Genomic DNA, 24,786 nt, shown 5'->3' with positions numbered 1-24,786 from the left:
TTTATTCATTAAAACGGGTTGCTCGTTGGATTACCATTTATTATTGTTACGTCAAGTATCCGTATAGTCACAAATCCCAGTAAGGTCATAAATTAATTCAATAAAATACCCTAGGTATTAATCAAGCATTATAACATTCAAACGGTTTTTAGGTGCCGTTAAGTAGTTACTGATCACTCTATAGTTGTCTGGATCAAATGAGGACTCGCCGTCTAAACATGCTTGTACATATTGCCCCACATCAAAATCTTCCAACGCCTCTTCGCTCTCAACGGTTCCGAGATGAATCCAACCATATATAATATGAATGTGTGTTTTATCGATAAATGATACGTGCTCTTTAATGGCAACAGCCCCGTTGTAGGGCCATCTTTTGAGTTGCAGCGAATGGAATGCAATCTTCATTCTTAGGTTATACCGAGCAACATCTTCCTCACCAAGACAAGCGCCTTTACAGTGCCCCAGCTTATACTGAAAACAAGGGCCTAGCCCTATGTCCACCCCCAACAACGTTGCACAGAGCTCGTTGGCCGCGTTAATACCTTGAAGTGCCTTTTCAGCAATTTTCTTGGATTTAAAAAGTCCAAAAGCGCTATCTAACCGAGTGATATCGACGTCTTGCACAAGCTTAAGTGATAAGTAGCCTTGTTTATTAGGTATCAACGTATAGGTGTAAAAGCTATCAACTGCCCTAGAGCGCTTATTATATATCGGCTTTAACCCCTTTATTTGTTCGAGTTCTAGCAACAGCGCGCCGAGCTCGCCTGCCGTTTCAGTCCACTCAATTCGTCTTATACTTTGTGTCATTACAACACCTTTAGCGGTGCTATGATCAGACGAGAAATGCGCCATTACCCGCTGATATATATTGTTTGCCTTCCCCACATAGAGCAGCACATCATTCTCACCATAAAACCGGTAAACACCGAATGTTTGAGGTAGTTCATCCAACACGTCAGCAGGAAGGTTTGAAGGTAGGCTCGGGCGCTTAAGTATTTTGCTTATGGCGCTTTCGACGGCGTCGTTTCCGCACTCAGATAAGGCATGAACGTAAAACGCTAGCATCGAATCGACATCGCCCATGGCACGATGTCTGGGTGCCGCAGGCAGATCATGTCTAGCGATCAGCGCATCCATACCGTGCTTAATATACTGCGGGTAAAGCTGCCGAGACAGCTTAACTGTACAAAGTACTTTGGCAGAAAAAGGCTCGTTAACTCTACGAAACTCGCTCTTTATAAAGCTGTAATCAAATCGAGCATTGTGAGCCACAAAAACAGCGCCCTCAAGCTTTCTTTTAAGGGTATCAGCAACAGCGGAAAACAACGGCGCATCTTGCACCATCTCATTAGTAATTCCAGTATAGTTTTCGATAAACGGAGGGATGGTTACTTCGGGATTAACAAGCGTCTGCCACTCATCAACCACCTGCCCATTAACCACCTTTTTAAGGCCTATTTCTGTAATTCTGTCCCCAGGAGGTCGCCCCCCTGTGGTTTCAAGGTCGATAAAAACAAACGCTTGATTTAATACATCACTCATCAGTTACCGTGGCCTCAAGCATTAATTGCTTTTAGGCTTATTATCTTCGTAGAATTTTTTCCAGCAGGCTTTTTTGTCACCACATTTTTCACGCGCTTCTTTCATTTTTAGGCTGTATTTTTCACGCAGTTGATCCCGACATGCTTCATCATCACCGCAGTGTTCAGCAATACGCTCTTCTCGCTTGGCCCTACGCTGCATGTATTTAGCCTTCATCTCTTGTCTGCAGGCTTTATCATCACCGCAGGCATCTTGAACATGCTGCTTATACTTTGCCATTCGATCAATATATTCCGCTCGTTTCTTTTCTGCACAGGCAACATCATCACCACAAGTCTTTTGTACAAACTGCTCTATGCGACTATCAAGTTGTTGGCCTTTTTTCCCTGCTGAGGCTTCAGAGGTCGAGCCAGAAAAAACACTGCTTGAAAAAAACATAGTCGCCAACAACACGAACCCAATATTTACTATTTTCATAGAATAACCCTTATTTATGATTAGAAATTTTTAATAGCTCATGCCTATAGGATATTACGTTCAACTTATTTTATCTATCAACAACGCCTGCTAAAACTGCAACTAACGTATAAGCTGACAGCCAACTATTTTTAGATCAAAAATAATACAAAATTATGTGACTAAGGTAGCACTATTCGTGCGACATCTTTGGTACTGTTGTACTGCATCTAACTATAAAAACAAAAAGAGGAATTATAAGTGAAAAAAATAATAAATCGCATGACAACTAATACCATCAAAACCCCCGCCAAAATTGCTTCTACGTTACTTATCGCTGCCAGCTTAACCGCTTGTGGTGGAGCAGGAAGCCTTCTTAGTAACGACCGAGTAGCGGATGCAGACAACGACCAAGTCGTCTTTTTAGGCGATTCAATCTTCGCGCTATCTGGCGATCTGCAAGACTACCTTGAAGCAAACGCAGGCGAGACCTTTCGACGATACACATTATCTGGCGCCGAGCTAACAGGCGGCTCTATTGCAACGGCAATTGACCAGCAATACCTTGAAGCAAGAAGCGATAACAGCAATATCAACACCATCGTTATGGATGGTGGCGGTAATGATATTCTAATACCCGCTATTTTCTTTGACCCACACAACTGTAAAACGGACTGGTGGCAGTGGGGCCGTCTAAGCTCTACTTGTAAGAACTTTATTGATGATCTCTATGTCGAAGGCGTTAATCTACTTAACGCGATGAGTGATGATGGCGTCGAGAATATCGTTTATTTGGGATACTACTACACTAAAAATGCAGCACTCCGTTTAGATAGTTTAGAAGAAGCAGTCGATTATGGTGACATGAGACTCTCTCAAGCTTGCAGTAACTCAACAGCCAACTGCACATTTGTAGACCCTCGCGCAGCTATTCGCGACAGTGATATATTGATCGATGGTATTCACCCAACGAGCAGCGGCTCACAAAAGCTTGCTAATTTGATATGGCCCGTTCTGCAGCCTTTGTTGTAGTAAAGTCGTCATATAAATCAAATTGAACAGGCTGACTCAAATCAACGAGCACACTAATATCCACTCATAAAAATAATAGTTAAGATGCCCACCCTGCCCGATAATCGGGCAGGTTTTGGATTACCCCATTACGAGTACAGATTAGACATACCATGATTAAACGACCCACCCTGACCATTGCTATAACCGTTATCTTTCTAATAGGCTTTGCTCCTTGGTATTTAAACAGCAACAAAGCACCGAGTGAAAGTATTCGTTTACCCTCTGGCCCGCAGACTGAATCAGCCGAAACACTGTCAGCTAAGCTAGTCGATACGATTGAGGCTAATGCTGAAAATTCATCAACCACCGACACATTTAACGCTAAACTAGCAAAAGAACTGATCGCTAAATATGGCGACAAGATAGACCACCTCGCGGTTCAGGCTAACCTATTTAAAGTCCGTGATTATGTTATAAACAAACACCCCGAAGACGGCCACATTCGTTTCAATGAGATAATTCATTTAGCCTTTCCCGATCAAGCCCAATCCATTATTAACATCATTGAATTAATGAGCCAATACACTCAATGGTTAGCCGAGAATTACAGACAACTAAATGATATGCCGCCACTTGAACGTGATGGTCAGCTCTGGAAAAAACGGAGAGATATTTTTGGTGATGCGGCTGATGTTATTTGGGCAGAAGAGCGCGAACTTCTAGTTCAAAAACAACGTAAAGTTCAGCAAGAGATTCACCGCCTAGGTCTCGCCAATGATTTAAGCACTGACGAAAAGTTATACCAACTTACCACTACATTATCAGACACCTATGGTGATACTGCACAGAGCATGGTGATAGCGCCTAACTTAATAGCAAAGGTGTTTTTTGGTTTTGACTCTGTACAGCAAACACTTGAAAGCCTTTCACCGCAAGAACGACAAGACGAAATTAACAGGGTCCGGCAAAAACTCGGTTATAGTGAAGAACAAATAGCGCAAGCGCAAAAGAAAGATGAATACCGTAACCAGCGCTGGGAAAAAGGCCTGCTATATATGGCAGAGCGACAAGCATTAGTTGACCAATTTGAAGGCAAGGCGCTAGATTCTGCACTTGCTAACTTAAGAGAGACTCACTTCAAAAAAGAAGCCTACACAATAGAAAAAGAAGAGGTATCGGGTTTCTATCGTTATGCGAGACCTAGAATATATGGGCGCAATTAACCAATAGAATGCTTTGCACAACGGCAACTAGCTGTAAGAAGATACCCTCCTAGTTTTGAATAGTATACATGAACTGAGGGCCTGCACCGTAAACGATCAAGTTACGTGTGCGGGAACGATCCCCGCACGCTAAAAGCCCTCGTATTGGCTTTATTTCTTAGCCTTTCTAGTTTTTGCCTTTCCGGTTTTTGCTTTTTTAGATATTAACGCATCCAATTCTTCTAGAGCTTCACCCGAATAAACAGCCAAATTCTGCATACTCGGCAATGTATCGCGACAGCCGGTATAACCGAAGTTCAAAGACTCACCGTAACTCAAACAAGTTATATTCAAAGCACCGCCATGCGCTATCAGTGAAATCGGATACATGGCTTCTAGTTTAGCGCCGTTATAATACAGCGTTTCTTTGGGCCCAGGAACATTCGAAATGGTGACGTTAAACGCGGGTCTCATCCGCCCCCCTAACCCCGTCAGCAATTGAAGAATATAAGGCGACATCATCAACATGGTGTATTGGTTTAAGGTGTTTCTTGGGAGGCTTTGCAAGTGCTCCTTAGCGATATGGGTCGACTCTTTAATTGTTTCCAATCGCTTTATCGGATCCGCTACATTTGTAGCCAAACTCGAGATCATAAAGCTGATAGCTGTACCCGTACCATCATCGTCAGCAGGTCTTATATTGACAGGAATACCCGCCGTCAACGCTTGCTGTGGCAGACAGTCTCGCTCCAACAAAAAGCGTCTTAACGCACTTCCACTAAGGTATAGCACTATATCGTTTAATGACGCATCGGCGTCTTTAGCCAACTTTTTTAGCCTATCTAACGAATATTGCTGTGTCGCGATTCGTCTTTGTGCTTTTACTCGCATATTTAGTACAGACTGAGGGCCCACAAAGGGAGCCGCAAGTTCATCACGCCCTTTAATTCCCGACAGCACTAAACGCGAAAGCGCTGAAACCAGCTGAGGGGTATTATTTGCTTGTTCCTTTATCGCATCAATCGCATGATAAAACACATCTTGTATGGTCGGGGTATGACCTGTCGCAACACCTTTTGGCTTCTTTTTTGGGCCAACAGACCAAGGCGCTAACATCTCTCTTTCATTAGGGTCTGTCGATAAAATTCGCTGTAAAAGCCTCACCCCGCTAATCCCATCAATCAGGGAGTGGTGCATCTTTGTGTAAATCGCATACCGGTTGTTTTCAAGCCCTTCAATGATATGAAACTCCCAGAGTGGTCGCTTAAAATCAACATGGTTCGAATGTAATCGAGAAACCAGAATACCTAGCTCTCGCTCTCCTCCCGGTTTTGGCAGTGCCGAGTGGCGCACATGGTAATCAAGATCGATATCTTTATCCTCGACCCAAGTAGGTGCCAACAGTTTACCCAGAAAACTCGGGTAAGCGAGTTTTTGATTCCAAGGTTTAACAACATCAAACGCTGTTTTTAACCGCTGTATTTCATCTCTTAAATACGTTTTGGAGGCATTTGGGGGTAAAGAAAGTATTTGTAAGTTCCCTACGTGCATGGACGTTTCTTCAGACTCCACTGCCAACCATGACGCATCAAGAATATTAATCCTTCCCATTTCTATCCCCTAAATAGATACATTTTGACATGTATTTTTATTTTAAAATTAGTCTTAATTATGTCAATCATACCATTACGAACGCTTCGCAACGTTGATGCAGTACTGCATTTTTCCATGAAAAGCATTTGACAAATGACACGTATGATTTCAGTAAATTATAGCGATACTCCATGGCTAACAAGTTTACTGTAAGAAGGATATAAGTTAAATAAAGATAGACAGCCAACAACAATCACTGTAGCCTAATCACCAGCTAGAAAAGAAGTCTGTTATTTACATCCTACATTTCGCTGTTTTATTCGTAATTCCTCGTCCTGCAGTTTTTAAGTTCAAGCCTACATTTTTATGCAATTCAAGCCTTTTAAAGGCGCTACTCTATATAAATTTCAGGATATTATTATGTCTAATACAACTAAAGGAACCGTTAAGTGGTTCAACGAATCTAAAGGTTTTGGTTTTATCGAGCAAGAGTCTGGTCCAGATGTATTTGCTCACTTTAGCGCTATTGCTAGCTCAGGATTCAAAACACTTGCAGAAGGCCAGCAAGTTGAGTTCACAGTCACTGACGGTCAAAAAGGCCCTCAGGCTGAAAACATTGTTGCTATCTAATTTTTAGATAGCATCTTAAAAGGGTGAACCTACAGGCTCACCCTTTTTTATTGCTCATTACATAGCATTAACACCAACAGTTAACGCTTCAAATATTACCTCAAAAAATAATAACAACGCTCAGTAGTGCTCCGCACTGCCTATGCGGACCGCTCGGTTTCCTCTATCCCCTCTGGACGTTTAGTCCCTACAACATTCTCGCATCACCACCATTTCGACACTGATTTCACACCACAGGATCTTTCACGCACCATAGGATCGCCATGACGATACACAACGCAGAACCTCTAGACGTTCAGCCGACTATTATTTCTTATGTAAAAGACCTTCCAAACCTGTGCTCACTGGCAGGTCTAGCCTGTACCACATTAGCCATTTATTTCAGTATCGTAGGTCACTTTCACGCCGCCATGATTGGCATGATTTGGGCTGTTGCATTTGACTGGGCAGACGGCCTTGTGGCACGCAGAATGGAAGGACGAACAGGTACAGACAGCGCCTTTGGCGGGCAGCTCGACGTGTTAATTGACATTGTAAGCTATGGCGTTACACCCGCCATACTTCTTTTAAGCTATGGGAAATTCGACCCTCTATTTATAATCGGCGCATTTATAGTATTAGCCGCTAGTGCGATACGGTTAAGTTATTTCAGCACATACGGACTTTCTGGCGGCACAAAATACACTGGGCTAGCGCTAGATAACAACAGTCTTATTTTGGTCTTTATTTTCTTATTTGAAGGTCTTTTTAGTCACACTGTTTTCTCTGTTATTCTTTATATTAGCGCTATAACACTTGCCATCTTAAATGTCTCTCAGATCAAAACACCCAAGCTTTCAGGCAACCCCATCAACGTTTATATCCTTTCTATTTATACACTTGGGCTCTCAGCCTTTTATGGCTGGAATCTTTTTTAGTCTGTCACAAAATAGGCATGAATCGATAACAACATCACTTTAATTCAGGAACTAATAACGAAATGATTGTATATACGGTAGGTACGTTTGATTTACTACATGTAGGCCACCTGGCTTTATTAGAGTACTGCAGTACACTCGGTGGCGTTGTTGCTGTGGGTGTTGCATCTGATGAAGTAGTAAACTCTTACAAGCCTAACGTTCCAGTCATTCCTCTTGATCAAAGAACAGAAATGCTTCAAGCGTTAAGTTGTGTCAATATCGTGCGCCCCTACCACGCGCTTGAATATGTTTCTGCTTGCAAAGAATTGAATGTCGATATTTTCGTCGTCGGCGAGGACTGGGGACGCAAGCCTCACAACCTCGCAGTAGAGGCTTATTTAAAAGCTGAAGGAAAACAGGTTATTCAAGTGCTTTATAACCCACGGACATCCTCTACTCGAATTAAGCAGAATGTCCTTGCCCAACCTAATAGAGCTAGGCTTATGGAACAGGCTATTGCTTAGCATTTTTGGGTTTAGCGCTTAGTTAGCTAACATTTGCGTTAATAATGCCTCACAACCTTTATGATCCAAATACCTCGGCACGGGGTAATTGTAATGCGCTTCTTTGAGGGCTCTCTTTGCGATTGAAGGGATATCCTCAACTCTACGCGCATCTAATTGCGACGGAATATCAAACGATCCCAGCATTGATTTAATTCGATATATAAACGCCTCAGCTAACGCTTCATCTGACTCATTCGCAAGTTTTAACCCGCTCACCTCTGCGAGTTCAGTCAATCGAAGCGTAGCAGCCCCTTTAGAATATTCCAGCACGTAAGGCAGCACAATAGCATTCCCTATCCCATGTAGTGTGCCGTAATATCCACCCAAATTATGCGATATAGCATGCACATACCCCAAACTAGCTTTGGTGATGGCCAAACCTGCATAATCAGAGGCTTGAGCCATGCTTTGTCTTGCCACAAGGTCAGCGCCATCTACCATAACTTTAGGCAGATTTTGCATGATCAAGCGAGTAGCCGCCAACGCATAGGCATCGGTTTCTTGGGATGCATTGATCGATATATAAGCCTCTATCGCGTGGGTTAATGCATCCACTCCTTTTTATTATTGCTATAGATATACCATTAATTACAGCAAAAGCTGCCTCAAGTCGCCTAGCAACACTCCCAGTAACGCAGTGAACCTTGCAGCATCGGCACCATTAACGGCTCGGTGATCATAAGATAAAGACAGCGGGAGCATTAACCGAGGCAAAAATTCGCTCCCATCCCAAACAGGCTTAATAGATGCTTTTGATAAACCAAGAATAGCCACTTCTGGCGTATTGACGATCGGGGTAAATGCCGTACCGCCAACACTCCCTAAACTCGATATCGTAAAACAACCTCCCTGCATTTCGGCCGGTTTAAGTTTCTTATCTTTGGCTTTTCCCGCTAAATCAATGCACTCTTCGGCTAACTGCCATAAACTTTTTTTATCAACATCTCTAATGACAGGCACCACTAAACCTGCCGGTGTATCAACGGCTACACCAATGTTGATGTAACGTTTTTGAATCAACTCATGAGAGTCCATATCAATAGAGACATTAAACTGAGGATAACGGTTCATTGCATAGGCGCAGGCTTTCAATATAAAAGGCAAAGGCGTTAACTTAGTACCTTTGGCTTCTGCTACTGCCTTTTGCGACTTCCTAAAGGCTTCCATATCGGTAATGTCAGCTTCATCAAACTGAGTAACATGCGGTACATTCAGCCAACTTTTATGCATATTTTCAGCGGTTAGCTTATGAATACGACTTAATGGCGTGTGCTCTACTACTCCAAACTGGCTAAAATCAGGCAGCGTGATAGAAGGTATGCCTTGCCCAACAGCGCCTGCAGAAACGGAGCCCTGCTTTAAGCCAGCCTTAACAAATGCCTGAACATCTTCTTTTAGAATTCGGTTCTTTGGGCCACTCCCCACGACATGAACCAAATCTACACCAAACTCTCGTGCGAGCTTACGAACAGCGGGCCCTGCATGCACTTTTTGGTCAATGCCATGCGTTGTAACGGAGGCTTCTGCAGTAGAGTGAGCAACGGTTGGCGCTCCTTTTTGAGCAATAGTTTCCGCTTTAGGTGCAGGTTCAGAATCAACTGTTTTTTCTTTAGTTGGCGCTCCTCTCTTACCCTTGACCATTAGTTCAACAATGGGATCATCGGTGCCTACAGTATCACCTTCTTTCACTAAGAGTTTTTCAACCGTCCCGCTATGAGGTGACGGTATCTCCATCGTCGCCTTATCAGACTCCACTACAATCAGCGTTTCGTCTTCTTCAACCGCATCTCCTACCTTTATTGTCACCTCAATCACGGTCACTTTATCTGAGCTTCCGGTATCTGGCACTGAGACAGTTTTTATGTCTGAGCCTGATACCGCTTCAGGTTCACGTTCTGCTTTGACAGGCGCTTGCTCAATAGCGTCCTCTTCATTCTCTGCTTTAGCAGCAGCGGAGACGGACTCCTGCTCACTTATGGCATCTGCAGGCTCTATCAACACAATAACATCACCTTCAGAGACTTTATCGCCCACGGCTAGCTTCATCTCTAGCACATCGCCCGCTGCTGATGCAGGAATTTCCATAGTCGCCTTATCTGATTCAAGTACCACTAAAACATCATCAACTGCAATCGTGTCACCAGCGGCAACACATAACTCAATTACCTCGACATCGGTACTACCACCAATGTCGGGAACTTTGATATCACTCGTACTCATCTCAAGCTCCTCAATATAGGGTCAGTACTCATTAGCGGGTGGCCGGGTTAGGTAAGTTTCGATCAATGTTGTATTTCCTAATCGCTTCGAGTACATGCTTTTGATCAATCTCACCACGCTTCGAGAGTGATTCTAGTGCTGCTACAACCACGAAGTACCGGTCAACTTCAAAAAAGTGACGTAGCTTTTCTCGCGTATCGCTTCGGCCAAACCCATCGGTACCCAATACCGTATAATCAGTCGGCACCATTGCCCTAATTTGTTCTCCATATAGCTTGATATAGTCGCTAGAAGCAATCACTGGTCCTTTTCTATCTTTAAGGCACGCTGCTACGTAACTCTCTTTATCTTTCTCTTCTGGGTGCAGCATATTCCACCGGCGCACATGCTCGCCATCTCTTGCAAGCTCATTAAAGCTCGTGACACTCCAAACATCAGATGACACACCAAAGTCTTCTGCCAATAATTGAGCGCCTGCTCGTACTTCATTTAAAATAGCCCCACTGCCTAGCAACTGAACATGTGGTTTTTTGCCTTTTCCTTTAGCTTTAATTTCTTCAAGCAAATACATGCCTTTAATAATGCCTTGCTCTGTTCCTTCTAGCATCTCCGGCTGTACATAGTTCTCATTCATGATGGTGATGTAGTAATAAACACACTCATTTTCAACATACATCCGCCTCATTCCATCCTGAATAATCACGGCTAACTCATGTGCATAAGCAGGGTCATAAGCGACACAGTTTGGCACCGTACCCGCCAAAATATGACTATGGCCATCTTGGTGTTGCAAGCCCTCACCATTAAGTGTCGTGCGTCCTGCAGTCCCCCCCATCAAGAACCCTCTGGCACGCATATCTCCTGCAGCCCAACAAAGATCCCCTACCCGCTGAAAACCAAACATAGAGTAGAATGTATAGAATGGAATAAGCGGATAATCGCTTGTACTATAAGCCGTTGCGCACGCCATCCATGCTGCCATTGAACCCGCTTCGTTAATCCCTTCTTCCAATATTTGACCGTCAGACGCTTCGCGGTAAAACATCATCTGATCACTATCATGGGGCACATACTTTTGCCCTTCTGACGTGTAAATACCTAATTGCCGGAACATACCCTCCATTCCAAATGTTCGCGCTTCATCTGGCACAATAGGGACAATACGTTTACCAATGCGTTTATCTTTTGTCAGGGTTGATAGCATCCTTACAAATGCCATAGTGGTAGAAATTTCTCGGCCATTAGAGCCTTTTAACTGGGCAGCAAACACATCTAAACCTGGAATCGTCAATGGCCGACTGTCTTTTCGCCTTTTTGGATAAAAGCCCCCTAATTTCTCACGCTGCTTTCGCATATAGAGCATTTCGGGGCTGTCGGCGGCAGGGCGATAATAAGGCGTGTCTTTTAGCTCTTCATCGCTCAACGGAATGCCAAAACGATCTCGGAAAGACTTCAACGTATCCAAATCTAGCTTTTTAAGCGAGTGCGTCGAGTTCTGAGCTTCTCCTGCTTTACCAAAGCCGTACCCTTTTATGGTATGCGTCAGGATGACAGTAGGCTGACCTTTTGTATTAACGGCTTCTTGATAGGCCGCATAGACCTTATAAGGATCATGCCCGCCTCTATTTAACTGATTAATATCTTCATCAGTTAAACCCTCTGCTAATTTAGCTAGCTCAGGGGATCGCCCAAAAAAGTGTTTGCGGGTATAAGCGGCACCATGACCTCTAAAGTTCTGCAAATCACCATCAACACATTCATCCATGGCTTTTTGCATCGCGCCATCAGTATCATTATCAAATAACGCATCCCAATGTCGCCCCCAAACCACTTTAATGACGTTCCAACCCGCACCTCGGAAGTTGCCTTCGAGTTCTTGTATGATTTTACCGTTCCCGCGTACCGGGCCATCTAAGCGTTGCAAATTACAGTTAACCACAAAAATAAGATTGTCGAGGTTTTCTCTACCCGCCAGTGATATTGCGCCCAGTGATTCCGGCTCGTCCGTCTCTCCATCCCCGATAAAGCACCATACTTTACGCTCTGAGTTATCCACTAACTCGCGATTATGCATGTATTTCATCGTATGTGCTTGATAAATAGCCTGCAGCGGACCAAGCCCCATAGACACCGTCGGGAACTGCCAGTATTCAGGCATTAACCAAGGGTGTGGATAGGAAGACAGACCATTACCATCGACTTCGTTTCGATAATTGTCCATCTGCTCAGTTGAAATTCGCCCCTCTAAAAAAGACCGAGCGTAAATACCGGGTGATGAGTGGCCCTGTATATAAATTAAATCAGAGTCACGTTTCTCATCACCGGCATGAAAGAAATAATTAAAGCCAACATCATACATAGTGGCAATCGATGAAAAGGTAGAAATATGTCCGCCTAAATCTCCTGGGCGTTGATTTGCTCTCAGTACCATGGCCAATGCGTTCCAGCGAATCAATGAGCGAATTCGTCGCTCCATAAACAGATCGCCAGGCATTCGCGCTTCTTTGTGAGCAGGAATAGTGTTCCGAAAAGGCGTATATATTGAATAAGGTAATTGAGTGCCGTCTCTTGTTGCTCTTTCTGCTAGTCGAGTTAATAAGTACTGGGCTCGATCAACCCCCTCGTTATCAATCACCGACTCTAGTGATTCCAACCATTCTCGGGTTTCAATCGGATCTAAATCCTCGTGCATCAGTTACTCCTACTGGATCTCATAACGTAAATACGTAAGTGCCGAGCCTGTATTTGTTCCACACAAATACCCATTAACACGCCTGACACGCTTAAATTTGATGAGTAGTCGAAACGACTTAAAATCCGGCCCACATTCGTGCATAGCCTTCACAACCAATAGAAGTGTTATCCGCCTACTATCACGCTTTAATCTTTAGCAACTGAAAACCAATCGCTCATAAGCTTTAGTTATTTATATTAAATTTTCACTATTTATATAGTGTAGGTCGATTCCAATATTTTGCTTAACGAAATAGAAAAGCGGTGTGAAGTTTGTTATTTATCAATTACCACACCTAAAAGTGCACATTTGTTCACATTTAACAAAAATGCTCATTTTGTACATACCTACAAACTGATAATATAGCCTCTCAACTAACACATTTCCTACGCTTATTATAGGCTTGGCCTTTTTACATGGTCATTCGCCTAGTCAGTAGGATAAAAACGCGTGAGCAGTATGAGTAAACTAAAAACCAACACAATAATGTTCTGTGCAACTTTACTAGGTGTACTGCAAACTAATGCCGTCTATAGCGTTGAGCCGATGTCCGAGTCAGATATGGGTAACGTGTTAGCAGTAAGTGGTGACGTGCTTAATATTATGGGAGCAACGGCTTCAGGCAACGCAGCAGGAACGTCAGTTAGCGAACGTCAACTTGAGGCAAGAAACAAACAGGCATCATCTGCTGCCAGTTACATCGAAACTGACTCGTCATTAGAGCCCCGTGCTAACGCATCTTTAACACCTTCTAACATCAACCCACAAGATAGCGTGTCGACATACAAGGTTAGTGAGCGCAGTAATGGAGCACTCGGTAACACGACACTTTTCTATGATGAAAAAGCCAACCTAAATAACTCGTCATATAAAGATAACACTCTCACCATCAACCAGAATGTTCAGGTTCAGCGGGTACAAATAGAACAGGCTAGACATTCAACAGGGGCAGCTGCACGCGGGGATTACACATTTGGTGGAATTCAAATTAACGGTGCGGTTTCTATCATGCAGCGCTAGCCGGTAAACAGTTACGCTCCGCCTTCCAAACCATGACCGCAACTCTTGCGGTCATAAAAAATAACAGTGAGAACTCAATAGAAACTGACAACCCTGCAAGCAGTGTAATCTCTGGTATTACAATCATCAATAACAATAGTGCCAAGCTGCTAAGGTGGAGTCGATAAAAGTATCGAGAGTGTTTAATCTTTAAAATAGCCCTCATATGCGGTAACGATTTAATCGCTTCAAAATCTCCCGCGCAAAACCGCTGCATATGCAGATAAGATAAAAATGGAATTATTTTCTGCAACATACCAACAATCACAGAAACAATCACACCGAAGACCAACAGTACACCGCTCAATAGCCATGTTTGATCACCCTTTCCCCACACATCAAATTTAAAAACAAAGTGCAGGATACTAAACACAGCTAACGATATGGCTGCGGTCTTCCAGAAGAGAACCGTTATATCCTCGATTTTCCGTTTTCGCTTGCTCAACAGCACCCAAACATAGGCAGCATAAATACCAAAACACCCTAATAAAACACCCATTATAATTGAAGTACCCCATGCGCCCGAGTAAAAGAACTCGACAACACTGGCAGTTATTAGGCTTAAGAACGTAACCACTGGCATCCAGCGCTGAAACGTCACATTAAATGAAGGCGTCACATGAAACATAGGGATAACTTGGAAACTTACGCCCATAATTAAAAGCCCAATCCAACCCGCCAGTGCCCAGAGCAAATGAAAATCAGTCCAGCGACGGTCAAACCCTACTGACTCAGGATAACCGTGCATCAACAGCAGCGCAGCACCTACGCTAATCATTATCAATAAAGATAAAAGTGACAACCTCATAGACATTAATGTTGGGGAGTATCGTTGTGCACGCGCTATTGCGATTAATCCACAGACAACTAGCACTAACAACCCTAACACAAGCAAGCAAGCTGCTGCAGCATACCACTCAGCCACACCGTTCAGCATTGCGATAAAAAATAACCCGCCACCCGATGCCAGACAACCATAAACGACTGCAGCTACAAGCCGCCCACCAGGCAAAAGACGCCCCCCGACAACCGACGTAATTTGAAATAACGCGCCGACCATCACCATCGTAATAGTCCCGATCGTTATCAGGTGGAGTGTGAATATGACATCTTTAATCCATCGGCTCTGCCATAATGCGATATCTTCACTTAAAAGTAGTTGAATGCCTAACAAACTTAGAACAATACCTGCAAGCACGGCAAACAAAGGGGCGGTTAAAAAAAATCGATAAGGGATTGTCCAGTAAGGAACAAAATCAAAGTTTAATGTTGCGTCTGCTTTCATCTGGCGTTAATCCGGCGTTGAGTCAGTCAAAAAACGCGCTGCCGCTTCTATGTTATCTTTGTGCCAAAACTGAATTTTCACGACATTTTCAGCAGGGTAAGTCGTATAATGGTCAAAGCCCATTTCAGCTGCTGTCTGATACAGAGGAAAAGGCTCTTGCCGGTGAGTCATTTTGAAAATCGCGTCACTTGGCAAAGCCATTAAAATATCTACAGCAAGACTATAAGGCTCTGGCGGCTCAAGATCGCTTACATCTAAATGAATCACACTCACTCTTTACCCACTTGTTACGTTTTGAACAGCCACTAGAGCGCTGCTAATTTTCTGTTCAGTCTCTTCTTTCGGTAATGCGTCATTCAGCATTGGGTAGAGAACCTGCTCTTCTTTCATATTATGCTGCTGCATAAATATCATTAAAGATTCACACTGCCCTAAAGCATCATCCGCGTCTTTACCTTCTATCGCAGCAGTAATCGATTTCAGCATCTCGCGCATTTGAAGGTGCTCACCACGCATAACCATTGTCGGCCCTGCACGCATTCCCGTCGCCTCTTCAAACCCGGGGAATAGCGTTTGTTCTTCAAGTGTAAAGTGTTGCTCAACTCTATTACTAAACTCCATCCAGAGTGCTAGCCCTGAATCGAACTTGCCTGCGGCGATCGCCTCTTCAGCATTAGCATAAATTTCATCACAGCTACGATGGTCATCGGTCATTAATTCTGATATTGAAGACATATACATTGAGTCTCATTTTTGTTTTTGACAGTTCTGATTGTTGAGCGTAAGTATCAAAAACTACAGGGAAAATCTAAATGATTTACATCAAATAGGTTCAGAAAGAACACATGCCCAGTGTAAGGGCTCGCTTTGATGATTGACGGGATATAGGGGTAATCACCTATTTCGCTCAGTCTATATTTTATTAAAATGGCCTCACGTTATTTAATTCATTTCTTCCCTGTCATCTGAGAAGAGCTTTGGGCACTAGGTTATCGCAACCTAAGTGCCCTTTTTTTTGTTCTTTATATTCATATAAGTTTCGCTTTTCATTTGTTACCTTATAGATTCTTGCTTATTCCAATGACCTAGACGCCAGATGACCAATAGAAGGATGTAACGATGAAGTTCATACTAGGAGCGCTGCTTAGCCTCATTACCCTATACGGATGTTCAACAGTCAAAATAATTGACGCTAATCCTGATAACCCTGCCAAAATTTTAAAATCAGAAATGTCGGGTTTGAGCCCATCACAAACCAACACTCAGGGCAGCTGGCAATCGACCTTGGATTACGTCAATAAGAAATTAAAGTACGGTGAGAAGGTGTTTTACAGCACAACCTTCAAAAAATTTGTGCATGCTAAATTTTCGAACGAATATACGCTTTTTGAAATGAGTGCTTTAGATATCGACAATGCATACCTTCGCCGACAAGGTATAGGCTCGAAAAAAGGAAATGCAAACAATAGCATTAGCATTCCTGCAAAAAACCAATCTAAAGGCTTTGAGCATATTCTCGCTTCAGGCGAACGTTCAACTTCGCACCAATTAGTCCTTAAAGTGGATTCAGCCAGTGACAGCATAAAAGTAAAACAGGCGTTCAAGTTGATGTCCCCCCCCGCCAAACAAGGCAATGAGCAGGAGTAACCGCTTACCACTCTCATACTTTCTAATAATTATGCAAACTTATTGAACTTTATTATTTTGCACTTTAGACCTAAAGTGCATAAATTTTTTTAAGTTAGACCGAAGATAACCCACTGAAAATTAAACTATCTTCAGCGTACAGAGGTAATCTTACTTGCATTATGCCGAGCCTGTCATAAGCTTGCTTAAATAACCGTTACAATTTTCGGGCTTTTCATCAATCTGCAATCTTTGTAGTATTGATGCCCAATGACCTCCTAGAGCATAAAACACGCTCATAGTTTGTCGGAGCCGGACATTTAATCAACGGGAATACCGATCAAGGTAGTCCATACCTGTAAATACAATCATTTGAAATATCAGGATCATAATAATGAAAAAAGTGAACAAGAAAATTCTGGGTTTTAGTGCATCTTTAGTGATGATGGGTGCAGCCGCACTATCACAGGCAGAAACATTAAAGATAGGTCTTGCTGGCCCAGTAACAGGTCCCGTAGCACAGTACGGTGATATGCAAATGATCGGTGCTCAAATGGCCATCGCCAAGATCAATGAGGCTGGTGGTGTTAATGGCATGCAGCTAGAAGGCGTAATCTACGATGACGCTTGCGACCCAAAGCAAGCGGTTCAAGTAGCAAACAAAATCGTCAATGATGGCGTTAGCTATGTAGTCGGTCACTTATGTTCAAGTTCGACTCAACCTGCGTCAGACATTTATGAAGACGAAGGCATCATGATGGTAACTGCGGCATCTACTAGCCCTGAAATCACTTCTCGCGGTTACAAAATGGTGTTCCGTACCATCGGCCTAGATAGCCACCAAGGCCCTACCGCTGGTAACTATATCGCAGATAAAGTGAAGCCAACCAAAATGGCTATCATCCACGACAAGCAGCAATATGGTGAAGGTATTGCCAGCGCAGTAAAAGAGACCGTAGAAAGCAAAGGCATTAATGTTGTCATGTTCGAAGGTGTTACCGCGGGTGATAAGGACTTTTCATCATTGATTGCTAAGCTACAAAAAGAAGGCGTTGATTTTGTTTACTACGGCGGCTACCACCCAGAGCTAGGCCTAATTCTTCGCCAGTCTGCTGAAAAGCAATTCAAAGCTAAGTTTATGGGGCCAGAAGGTGTTGGTAATAAAGATTTAAGTGCCATTGCAGGGCCAGCATCAGAGCAACTCCTTGTAACGCTACCACCAAGCTTTGACCAGCGTCCTGAGAATGCTGACCTCGTCGCTTCGTTTAAAGCAAAAGAGCAAGACGCGAGCGGCGCATTTGTTTTAACCGCCTACTCTGCCGTTCAAGTTATGGCAGACGCAATGAAGAAAACAAACTCTACTGACACTGATAAAGTTCAGAAAGCAATGCGCGAAATGACTTTTAAAACGCCAACTGGAGATATTCAGTTTGACGAAAAAGGTGATTTGAAGAGCTTTGATTTTGTCGTTTACCAATGGCATGCAGATGGCAGCAAAACACTCGCCAAATAAGCCACTTAAGCACTAAAAACAAAACACCCTCTTTTATAAAAAGAGGGTGTTTTTTTGTATCATTGGCATCTTAAAACAAGGTTGTTTTGGGTGACAATCATCCAGTGTACAGCACCAACTAGTTAAACAGAGCCTGGAGCCCATTGATGTTAGAAGCAACCCTCTATTTCATTCAGCAATTACTGAATGGCCTGACTATCGGTAGTACCTATGCGTTAATCGCCATAGGCTATACCATGGTATATGGCATTATCGGCATGATAAATTTTGCCCACGGTGAAATTTACATGATCGGCATGTATGTTTCGTTTATCGCCATTAGCGGATTAATCCCCTTACTGGGTATCGAATATTTACCCCTTATTCTTATTATTACCCTTGCGATTTCAATGTTCATCTCAAGTACTTATGGTTGGGCTATTGAACGCGTAGCCTACCGGCCAGTAAGAGGTGGAAATAGGCTCATTGCACTGATCTCAGCAATCGGCATGTCAATATTCTTGCAAAACTATGTACGTATCGCTCAAGGCTCAAGAGATATTGCTATGCCTTCGTTGATACAGGGGGGGTGGAGCTTTGGCCCACCTGAAGGTTTTCAGGCGTCACTATCTTATATGCAACTCTTTATATTTATAGCAACCTTCATCACCATGGGCGGACTCACATTCTTTATTGCCAAATCTCGTATGGGTCGCGCTTGCCGAGCCGTATCTGAAGATATGAAAATGGCTGGATTACTCGGTATCAATACCAACAGAATCATTTCGCTTACATTCGTTATTGGTGCAGCACTTGCCGCCGTTGCGGGTCTTCTTCTGGGTTTGTATTACGGTGTCACTAACCCCTATATTGGTTTTATAGCGGGTCTTAAAGCATTTACCGCCGCGGTATTGGGTGGCATAGGTAGTATTCCTGGGGCAATGCTCGGAGGTCTATTACTTGGCGTTACTGAAAGTATGACATCCGCTTACTTCAGCTCTGAATATAAAGACGTTGTTTCGTTCGGTTTATTAATACTTATTTTGTTATTCCGTCCGACTGGCTTGCTCGGAAAACCAGAGGTGGAGAAGATTTGATGAATGATAAATTTATTCCTGCATTAATCGCAGGTGTTGTTACGTTTGTTCTGGCCTTTCCGCTATTAGGGTTAAATATTGTCTCTGATGGCCTAACACCAAGACTTGAAGGTGCAGAATCAACCACTCTCATCTATATTGCACTGGCGTCCTTAGCGGTATTTTTCTTCCAACTATGGAAAGAAAGCATTATCAGCATCGCCAAAAACATTCCCCTTCCTAGAAAGGCGTATGCATCATCCGTAGCAACCTCTCAAGCTCAAAGAGACAAGCGTGAAAGAATATTCACATTTGTTGTCCTTGCACTGGCCTTAGCTTGGCCTTTCTTTGCGTCTAGAGGCAATGTAGACCTTGCAACACTAGTATTAATCTACGTTATGCTAGGTCTAGGGCTAAATATTGTTGTTGGGTTAGCAGGACTATTAGATCTTGGCTACGTTGCTTTCTATGCCGTAGGCGCCTATAGCTATGCACTGCTTTATCAATACTTTGGGCTATCCTTTTGGGTTTGCCTTCCTCTTGCAGGGTTATTCGCTGCAACATTTGGATTTATCCTTGGCTTCCCTGTACTCAGGTTAAGAGGCGATTACCTCGCTATCGTAACGCTAGGGTTCGGTGAGATTATCCGCATACTCCTTAACAACTGGACCCACCTTACCGGTGGACCTAACGGTATTGGTAGCATTCCTAAGCCATCGCTATTTGGTTTAGAGTTTGGGCGAAGAGCAAAAGAAGAAGGCAACATCCCCTTCCATGAATTTTTCGGTATAGATTACAACAGCGGCTATAAAGTTATATTCCTTTACTTATTGGCGCTAGTACTCGTAATGCTCACAATTTATGTCATCCGACGACTTATGCGCATGCCAGTAGGTAGAGCATGGGAAGCACTACGCGAAGATGAGATTGCTTGTCGCTCACTAGGGTTAAATAGAACTGTTATCAAGCTCTCAGCCTTTACTATTGGCGCTTCGTTTGCTGGGTTTGCAGGTGCTTTCTTTTCGGCAAGACAGGGATTTATAAGCCCTGAATCGTTCACCTTTATTGAATCTGCCATCATCCTAGCAATTGTTGTGCTCGGAGGCATGGGCTCGCAACTTGGTATCATTTTAGCCGCTGTGGCTATGACCGTACTGCCAGAACTGGCTCGCGAATTCCAAGAATACCGCATGCTAATGTTTGGTTTAATGATGGTACTAATGATGATCTGGCGACCACAGGGTTTGCTCCCGATGAAACGTAAACATATGGAGCTGACCAATGTCTGAACCGATGTTAAAAGTTAGAGACTTATCAATGCGCTTTGGTGGCCTACTGGCTGTTAATGGCGTATCTCTCGACGTGAACGAGCGAGAAATTATTTCTGTCATTGGCCCTAACGGTGCAGGTAAAACCACCGTATTTAACTGTATAAGTGGTTTTTACAAGCCCACGGGCGGCAATATTAACTATAAGGGAAAAGAAATTCATACCCTTGCAGACTTTAAAATTAGCCGCTTGGGAATGGTCAGAACGTTCCAACATGTTCGACTCTTTAGTCAAATGACTGTTATTGAGAACTTGCTAGTTGCGCAGCACAGGCACGTCAACACCAACTTGTTCTCAGGGCTCTTAAAGACTCCGTCTTACCGCAAAAAAGAGCAAGAGTCGATTGACCGAGCAGTTTACTGGCTTAAGAAAGTAAACCTATTCGAGTTCGCTAACCGCGAAGCAGGCAACCTCGCTTATGGACAGCAAAGAAGACTCGAAATAGCACGCTGTATGGTAACTGAGCCAGGTCTACTGATGCTCGATGAACCCGCAGCAGGCCTAAACCCTAATGAAACAAAAGAGCTTGATGAGCTCATTGTTAGCCTTAAAGAAGATTATAACGTCTCTATTTTGCTGATCGAGCATGATATGAACTTGGTCATGGGTATCTCTGATCGAATCTACGTTATCAATCAAGGCCAACCACTCGCCTCTGGAACCCCTGATGAAATCAGAGCTAACCCAGACGTCATCAAAGCTTATTTGGGAGAGGTGTAAATGCTCAAGCTACAAAACGTTCATACCCATTACGGTAAGATTGAAGCTTTAAAAGGTGTATCGCTAGAGGTCAACGAAGGAGAAATAGTCTCTTTAATTGGGGCCAATGGTGCAGGAAAATCCACACTACTCATGACGGTATGTGGCGATCCTAGAGCCAGCTCTGGCCAGATTCTCTTTGAAGGTAAAGACATAACCCAGGCTAACACCGCCGATATTATGCGAAGCGGTCTAGCCATCGTACCAGAAGGACGTCGAGTATTTTCAGGATTAACGGTGCTCGAGAACCTACATATGGGTGGTTTCTTTACTAACAAGCGAGAATTCGACTCAACTTTGGAATACGTTTTTAAGTTATTTCCTCGGTTAAAAGAACGCCAAAGCCAACGCAGCGGTACCATGTCTGGTGGCGAGCAGCAGATGCTTGCCATAGGTCGTGCGCTGATGACTAAACCACGCATGATATTTCTCGATGAGCCATCACTGGGTCTAGCACCTATTATCATTAATCAGATATTCGAAATTATTGAACAACTGAGAGATGAAGGCATGACGGTATTTTTGGTTGAACAGAATGCGAATCAGGCATTACGGCTCGCCGACAGAGGTTATGTACTAGAAAACGGAGAGGTGGTACTTCAGGATACGGGCGATAACTTGCTTGTGAACGAAGATGTCCGGAAGGCTTACTTAGGCGGCTAAAGCCAGAGATAAACTAAACTGCAGAAGCGCCAATTTGGCGCGATAGGTCTACTGAACAAGATCTTCGCGCCAAAGAGGCACCCCTACAAGTTGTTTAGATACAACTTAACCCGTTACGATTAGTTACCGTGTACAACAACTTTATAGTTACCAATAATACCTAGGATATTATTCGCTTTCCAATCGATATGGTTGACGGAAGTAATTCCACCCGCCTTCTTAGCGGCCTCAATACTACAGTCACCTGTAGCAACAAGTACCAAAATACTAGTACAAGAAGCTTCACCAACTTTGGTTGACTTACCTGTATTTGCCGTTGCTGCAACAGGTAAATTTACACTCGTTAATAATGAACCAACAGGCATAGAGGTTGCGCAACCACCAAGCATTAGGCTTGCTGAAACTAAACCAGTCATCAGTACTTTTTTCATTTAGAAGTTCCCTTGATAATAAATAAATTCATTCCATTTGGAGGGGGCACTATACTGAATTTAATCTCAGGTTTCTAGAGGCAACAAGACCTATTTAAAATAGGTCAAGCCAAAGCAAGTATATGTTTAAATTGTAGGAACGCCAATTTGGCGCGAACGTCTTATGTTATAGATCTATCACGCCAAACAGTTGGCTTAAAAATAATACCGATAACCGATCGATATATCGTAGAAGTCATCATCGTTATGCCATTCCTGCGCTAATGACACTCTTACCGCATGATTAACACCTAGATTAAAGTTCTGAGTAAACCCAGCCCTCATCCGATAATCGTCATTTAAAAACTGCGAGCCAGAAAAGTCCACTTTTTGAGTCCCTATAGGTGAATAATAAAGTAGGCCCGTCTCGACACCAATAGCTGGCTCAAGAATCGAATTAAACTGTTTATTGTGCTCAATTCTCCCAGTTAACAGGCCAAATAACTCGACGTTATCTGACAACTCATAACTGTGACCTGCCCCACCGTTTAACTGTACAACACCCACTTCCTCATTGCGGCTATAGACCCTTTCGTAGCCCACCTGAACTTTCCATGATAGAGGTGTTAGGAATAAGTTCCTTTTTGATAACGAGGTAATATCCACTAGATCAAATCGATTGAGCTTTAAACCATCATTGTTATAGTGTCTTAATTCGGTATTAAACAAAATAATTTGAGCGCCACGTAAATAGCCTTTCTGATTATCTAGCAAGTCATGATAAGTCACACGGTAATTAATCTGCTGAAACACCTCATCATTCCGCTCACCAACCGAAACACCTGCAGTAATGGTTTTATGACCGGTTTCAGGGGCATCTGGTCTATCTACAACCACCTTTTTAGACGATAGTTTATTAAGTGCTAATAATAACTGATAGCTTCGTTTAGCCATCGCTTCATCACGTTGGGTTTGAAGTTGTATATAACGTAGGTAGCTATATGCAATTTGCACCACTTCACCTTTTTGAGCCTGATTCAGAGCCTCAAACTCTGGCGTATTCATAACATCAATATCATTAGATAGTGCTTTACCCAAACGTTGAATATCCTTCGGTAAAGACTCAATGCGAGCATGAAGTTCGGCTAATTCCGAAGGCCTAAAATACGTACTTTCAACTAACCCTTCGTCTACTACTGCCCTCACCGTATTAGTAGGGATAGCATCAAGTTTAAAGCGCTCGGTAAGATTCACTTCTGGCCTTACCAGCTCTAACAATTCAAGAAGTCTAAAGGCACAGTTTTCATCAAAGAAATAATAGTCAAAGTTAATGTTTTTTAACTCCCACACATGAGTCAAAATCAAGTCAACTTCTTCAGGTGTATAGTTGAGCTTATACTCCCATATATCGCGGTTCTCCATTCGGTTATATTCTTTGATTTTCTCAAAATAGCGCATCATGTTATAAACGCCAGGATAACCACCCGCCAACCCTCTAAACGCAAAAGAGATGGAATTATCATCATTGTTAATATTGGCGCCGAAATTGAGCGCATACGATAGCCAGTCAGAGCCACCTTCAATGTCTTTAGGATCAAACCTTAGTAGCGTGTGCCCGAACATCGAAGATGGGCTATTCAAGGCAGTTGCAGGAAATATAAGAGAGACTGAATGCGCATTCACCTGCTCTCTCCATTCGATATATTCAGTACAACGAACAGCAGGCAGTTTTTCTGAGTCCAGTGCGAGTTGTTCTGAAATCCATTTAAAGCGATAAACAAAACGGCATTGAGCATGCTGCCCATCTAAGTCTTCACTGATAAAAAACGCATCAATAGTACTTTGTAACTCGTTCTCAGCATTAAAATGACCATCAGGCGCATAAAAGAACGTGGCATCATCAACATAACTACTAACACCCGTACCTGAAAAATAGTCGCGTCGATAGTGCAGTAATTTTCGCCAAGTATCATCTTCGGATAGCTTAAGCATGGCTGCTTTTTGCTTAACTGAGTGAGCATAACCGGCGCGATCATCGGCTTGAGTTTCTGCTAGCGCATAACCTGACAATCCCCCTATCAGAGAGAGAGAGAACAACAAACGAAAAAAGTGCATATTAGAAAACTTAGAAGAGTATAAGAAAGAATGAGTGCCTTAGAGAGTCGTGCACTGCTCCAATAAAACGATGTCTGAACGATACAAGGTGTGATTAGCGGATTAGAAGCGTTCAA

At 43.2% G+C, this 24,786-nt stretch carries 23 protein-coding genes; 12 read left to right on the top strand and 11 right to left on the bottom strand.

The annotated features are described in order from the left end of the window. Positions 1 to 117: 117 nt before the first annotated feature. Together NKI27_RS03790 and NKI27_RS03785 are read right to left on the bottom strand one after the other, a co-directional pair. Positions 118 to 1,542, bottom strand: a complete 1,425-nt coding sequence (locus tag NKI27_RS03790; RefSeq protein WP_265048367.1) for an exonuclease domain-containing protein — start codon at positions 1,540 to 1,542, stop codon at positions 118 to 120. Between the two features lie 21 nt (positions 1,543 to 1,563). Then, the gene (locus NKI27_RS03785) at positions 1,564 to 2,019 is read right to left on the bottom strand and encodes a hypothetical protein (protein WP_265048366.1); all 456 of its coding nucleotides are present in this window, start codon (positions 2,017 to 2,019) and stop codon (positions 1,564 to 1,566) included. Between the two features lie 240 nt (positions 2,020 to 2,259). On the opposite strand from NKI27_RS03785, the gene NKI27_RS03780 reads away from it, so the two are divergent. Continuing rightward, positions 2,260 to 3,030, top strand: a complete 771-nt coding sequence (locus NKI27_RS03780) for an SGNH/GDSL hydrolase family protein (RefSeq protein WP_265048365.1) — start codon at positions 2,260 to 2,262, stop codon at positions 3,028 to 3,030. A 152-nt stretch (positions 3,031 to 3,182) separates the two neighbouring features. Then, on the top strand, positions 3,183 to 4,235 hold the full coding sequence (locus tag NKI27_RS03775) for a hypothetical protein (protein WP_265048364.1): 1,053 nt from the start codon (positions 3,183 to 3,185) through the stop codon (positions 4,233 to 4,235). A gap of 150 nt (positions 4,236 to 4,385) precedes the next feature. On the opposite strand, the gene NKI27_RS03770 is transcribed toward NKI27_RS03775, so the two are convergent. Continuing rightward, positions 4,386 to 5,825 carry a WS/DGAT/MGAT family O-acyltransferase gene (locus NKI27_RS03770; RefSeq protein WP_265048363.1) on the bottom strand — a complete coding sequence of 480 codons (1,440 nt, stop codon included), beginning with the start codon at positions 5,823 to 5,825 and terminating at the stop codon, positions 4,386 to 4,388. A gap of 402 nt (positions 5,826 to 6,227) precedes the next feature. Between NKI27_RS03770 and NKI27_RS03765 the strand changes: the two genes are divergently transcribed. The 3 genes from NKI27_RS03765 (at position 6,228) to NKI27_RS03755 (ending at position 7,860) form a co-directional block, all read left to right on the top strand. Further along, positions 6,228 to 6,437 carry a cold-shock protein gene (locus NKI27_RS03765; protein WP_265048362.1) on the top strand — a complete coding sequence of 70 codons (210 nt, stop codon included), beginning with the start codon at positions 6,228 to 6,230 and terminating at the stop codon, positions 6,435 to 6,437. Positions 6,438 to 6,700: 263 nt separating this feature from the next. Next, positions 6,701 to 7,354, top strand: a complete 654-nt coding sequence (locus NKI27_RS03760; RefSeq protein ID WP_265048361.1) for a CDP-alcohol phosphatidyltransferase family protein — start codon at positions 6,701 to 6,703, stop codon at positions 7,352 to 7,354. A 62-nt stretch (positions 7,355 to 7,416) separates the two neighbouring features. Continuing rightward, positions 7,417 to 7,860, top strand: a complete 444-nt coding sequence (locus tag NKI27_RS03755) for an adenylyltransferase/cytidyltransferase family protein (RefSeq protein ID WP_265048360.1) — start codon at positions 7,417 to 7,419, stop codon at positions 7,858 to 7,860. A gap of 18 nt (positions 7,861 to 7,878) precedes the next feature. Here NKI27_RS03755 and NKI27_RS03750 read toward each other — a convergent pair whose 3' ends face one another. The 3 genes from NKI27_RS03750 to aceE are packed head-to-tail and all read right to left on the bottom strand — an operon-like array spanning position 7,879 to position 12,814. Continuing rightward, complete coding sequence (locus NKI27_RS03750) at positions 7,879 to 8,457, bottom strand: dehydroquinate synthase/iron-containing alcohol dehydrogenase family protein (RefSeq protein ID WP_265048359.1); 579 nt, start codon at positions 8,455 to 8,457, stop codon at positions 7,879 to 7,881. 33 nt (positions 8,458 to 8,490) lie between these two features. After that, entirely contained in the window at positions 8,491 to 10,122 is a 1,632-nt protein-coding gene (aceF, locus tag NKI27_RS03745; protein ID WP_265048358.1) for a dihydrolipoyllysine-residue acetyltransferase, read from the bottom strand. 31 nt (positions 10,123 to 10,153) lie between these two features. Continuing rightward, entirely contained in the window at positions 10,154 to 12,814 is a 2,661-nt protein-coding gene (gene aceE, locus NKI27_RS03740) for a pyruvate dehydrogenase (acetyl-transferring), homodimeric type (protein WP_265048357.1), read from the bottom strand. A 501-nt stretch (positions 12,815 to 13,315) separates the two neighbouring features. Between aceE and NKI27_RS03735 the strand changes: the two genes are divergently transcribed. Beyond that, positions 13,316 to 13,876: a hypothetical protein gene (locus NKI27_RS03735; protein WP_265048356.1), complete on the top strand. Its 561-nt coding sequence runs from the start codon at positions 13,316 to 13,318 to the stop codon at positions 13,874 to 13,876. Here NKI27_RS03735 and NKI27_RS03730 read toward each other — a convergent pair. Genes NKI27_RS03730 through NKI27_RS03720 form a run of 3 tightly spaced genes read right to left on the bottom strand, consistent with a single transcriptional unit; the run spans position 13,863 to position 15,935 of the window. Continuing rightward, a complete protein-coding gene (locus NKI27_RS03730) occupies positions 13,863 to 15,200 on the bottom strand; it encodes a hypothetical protein (protein WP_265048355.1) in 1,338 nt (445 codons plus the stop codon). The two genes, NKI27_RS03735 and NKI27_RS03730, sit on opposite strands and share 14 nt — an antisense overlap. Before the next feature lie 6 nt (positions 15,201 to 15,206). Then, a complete protein-coding gene (locus NKI27_RS03725) occupies positions 15,207 to 15,467 on the bottom strand; it encodes a DUF2249 domain-containing protein (RefSeq protein WP_265048354.1) in 261 nt (86 codons plus the stop codon). Positions 15,468 to 15,476: 9 nt separating this feature from the next. Beyond that, the gene (locus tag NKI27_RS03720) at positions 15,477 to 15,935 is read right to left on the bottom strand and encodes a hemerythrin domain-containing protein (protein WP_265048353.1); all 459 of its coding nucleotides are present in this window, start codon (positions 15,933 to 15,935) and stop codon (positions 15,477 to 15,479) included. A 384-nt stretch (positions 15,936 to 16,319) separates the two neighbouring features. On the opposite strand from NKI27_RS03720, the gene NKI27_RS03715 reads away from it, so the two are divergent. From NKI27_RS03715 to NKI27_RS03690, 6 genes are all read left to right on the top strand, one after another. Continuing rightward, positions 16,320 to 16,847, top strand: coding sequence for a hypothetical protein (locus tag NKI27_RS03715; RefSeq protein WP_265048352.1), 528 nt, complete (start codon positions 16,320 to 16,322; stop codon positions 16,845 to 16,847). A gap of 373 nt (positions 16,848 to 17,220) precedes the next feature. After that, positions 17,221 to 18,339 carry a branched-chain amino acid ABC transporter substrate-binding protein gene (locus NKI27_RS03710; protein ID WP_265048351.1) on the top strand — a complete coding sequence of 373 codons (1,119 nt, stop codon included), beginning with the start codon at positions 17,221 to 17,223 and terminating at the stop codon, positions 18,337 to 18,339. A 146-nt stretch (positions 18,340 to 18,485) separates the two neighbouring features. After that, the gene (gene livH, locus NKI27_RS03705) at positions 18,486 to 19,415 is read left to right on the top strand and encodes a high-affinity branched-chain amino acid ABC transporter permease LivH (protein ID WP_265048350.1); all 930 of its coding nucleotides are present in this window, start codon (positions 18,486 to 18,488) and stop codon (positions 19,413 to 19,415) included. Continuing rightward, on the top strand, positions 19,415 to 20,683 hold the full coding sequence (locus NKI27_RS03700; protein ID WP_265048349.1) for a high-affinity branched-chain amino acid ABC transporter permease LivM: 1,269 nt from the start codon (positions 19,415 to 19,417) through the stop codon (positions 20,681 to 20,683). Before livH ends, NKI27_RS03700 begins: the two co-directional genes overlap by 1 nt. After that, the gene (gene livG / locus NKI27_RS03695) at positions 20,676 to 21,443 is read left to right on the top strand and encodes a high-affinity branched-chain amino acid ABC transporter ATP-binding protein LivG (RefSeq protein ID WP_265048348.1); all 768 of its coding nucleotides are present in this window, start codon (positions 20,676 to 20,678) and stop codon (positions 21,441 to 21,443) included. Before NKI27_RS03700 ends, livG begins: the two co-directional genes overlap by 8 nt. Further along, positions 21,444 to 22,145 (top strand): ABC transporter ATP-binding protein, encoded by a 702-nt coding sequence (locus NKI27_RS03690; RefSeq protein WP_265048347.1) that lies wholly within the window; start codon positions 21,444 to 21,446, stop codon positions 22,143 to 22,145. A gap of 119 nt (positions 22,146 to 22,264) precedes the next feature. Here NKI27_RS03690 and NKI27_RS03685 read toward each other — a convergent pair whose 3' ends face one another. Continuing rightward, positions 22,265 to 22,576 (bottom strand): TRL-like family protein, encoded by a 312-nt coding sequence (locus tag NKI27_RS03685; protein WP_265048346.1) that lies wholly within the window; start codon positions 22,574 to 22,576, stop codon positions 22,265 to 22,267. Between the two features lie 195 nt (positions 22,577 to 22,771). Next, complete coding sequence (locus tag NKI27_RS03680) at positions 22,772 to 24,670, bottom strand: Lnb N-terminal periplasmic domain-containing protein (protein WP_265048345.1); 1,899 nt, start codon at positions 24,668 to 24,670, stop codon at positions 22,772 to 22,774. Positions 24,671 to 24,786 lie beyond the last annotated feature (116 nt).

The sequence above is a fragment of the Alkalimarinus alittae genome (genome assembly GCF_026016465.1).
GTDB lineage: Bacteria > Pseudomonadota > Gammaproteobacteria > Pseudomonadales > Oleiphilaceae > Alkalimarinus > Alkalimarinus alittae.
The sequence above is the reverse complement of the archived record's forward strand: the minus strand, read 5'-3'. Positions and strand labels throughout refer to the sequence as shown.

What these genes read in the sequence shown, in the direction of transcription:
- NKI27_RS03790 (WP_265048367.1), bottom strand. Translation starts at nt 1,542, where the DNA reads ATGAGTGATGTATTAAATCAAGCGTTTGTTTTTATCGACCTTGAAACC.
- NKI27_RS03785 (WP_265048366.1), bottom strand. Translation starts at nt 2,019, where the DNA reads ATGAAAATAGTAAATATTGGGTTCGTGTTGTTGGCGACTATGTTTTTT.
- NKI27_RS03775 (WP_265048364.1), top strand. Translation starts at nt 3,183, where the DNA reads ATGATTAAACGACCCACCCTGACCATTGCTATAACCGTTATCTTTCTA.
- NKI27_RS03770 (WP_265048363.1), bottom strand. Translation starts at nt 5,825, where the DNA reads ATGGGAAGGATTAATATTCTTGATGCGTCATGGTTGGCAGTGGAGTCT.
- NKI27_RS03765 (WP_265048362.1), top strand. Translation starts at nt 6,228, where the DNA reads ATGTCTAATACAACTAAAGGAACCGTTAAGTGGTTCAACGAATCTAAA.
- NKI27_RS03760 (WP_265048361.1), top strand. Translation starts at nt 6,701, where the DNA reads ATGACGATACACAACGCAGAACCTCTAGACGTTCAGCCGACTATTATT.
- NKI27_RS03755 (WP_265048360.1), top strand. Translation starts at nt 7,417, where the DNA reads ATGATTGTATATACGGTAGGTACGTTTGATTTACTACATGTAGGCCAC.
- aceF (WP_265048358.1), bottom strand. Translation starts at nt 10,122, where the DNA reads ATGAGTACGAGTGATATCAAAGTTCCCGACATTGGTGGTAGTACCGAT.
- aceE (WP_265048357.1), bottom strand. Translation starts at nt 12,814, where the DNA reads ATGCACGAGGATTTAGATCCGATTGAAACCCGAGAATGGTTGGAATCA.
- NKI27_RS03735 (WP_265048356.1), top strand. Translation starts at nt 13,316, where the DNA reads ATGAGTAAACTAAAAACCAACACAATAATGTTCTGTGCAACTTTACTA.
- NKI27_RS03730 (WP_265048355.1), bottom strand. Translation starts at nt 15,200, where the DNA reads ATGAAAGCAGACGCAACATTAAACTTTGATTTTGTTCCTTACTGGACA.
- NKI27_RS03720 (WP_265048353.1), bottom strand. Translation starts at nt 15,935, where the DNA reads ATGTCTTCAATATCAGAATTAATGACCGATGACCATCGTAGCTGTGAT.
- NKI27_RS03715 (WP_265048352.1), top strand. Translation starts at nt 16,320, where the DNA reads ATGAAGTTCATACTAGGAGCGCTGCTTAGCCTCATTACCCTATACGGA.
- NKI27_RS03710 (WP_265048351.1), top strand. Translation starts at nt 17,221, where the DNA reads ATGAAAAAAGTGAACAAGAAAATTCTGGGTTTTAGTGCATCTTTAGTG.
- livH (WP_265048350.1), top strand. Translation starts at nt 18,486, where the DNA reads ATGTTAGAAGCAACCCTCTATTTCATTCAGCAATTACTGAATGGCCTG.
- NKI27_RS03700 (WP_265048349.1), top strand. Translation starts at nt 19,415, where the DNA reads ATGAATGATAAATTTATTCCTGCATTAATCGCAGGTGTTGTTACGTTT.
- livG (WP_265048348.1), top strand. Translation starts at nt 20,676, where the DNA reads ATGTCTGAACCGATGTTAAAAGTTAGAGACTTATCAATGCGCTTTGGT.
- NKI27_RS03690 (WP_265048347.1), top strand. Translation starts at nt 21,444, where the DNA reads ATGCTCAAGCTACAAAACGTTCATACCCATTACGGTAAGATTGAAGCT.
- NKI27_RS03685 (WP_265048346.1), bottom strand. Translation starts at nt 22,576, where the DNA reads ATGAAAAAAGTACTGATGACTGGTTTAGTTTCAGCAAGCCTAATGCTT.
- NKI27_RS03680 (WP_265048345.1), bottom strand. Translation starts at nt 24,670, where the DNA reads ATGCACTTTTTTCGTTTGTTGTTCTCTCTCTCTCTGATAGGGGGATTG.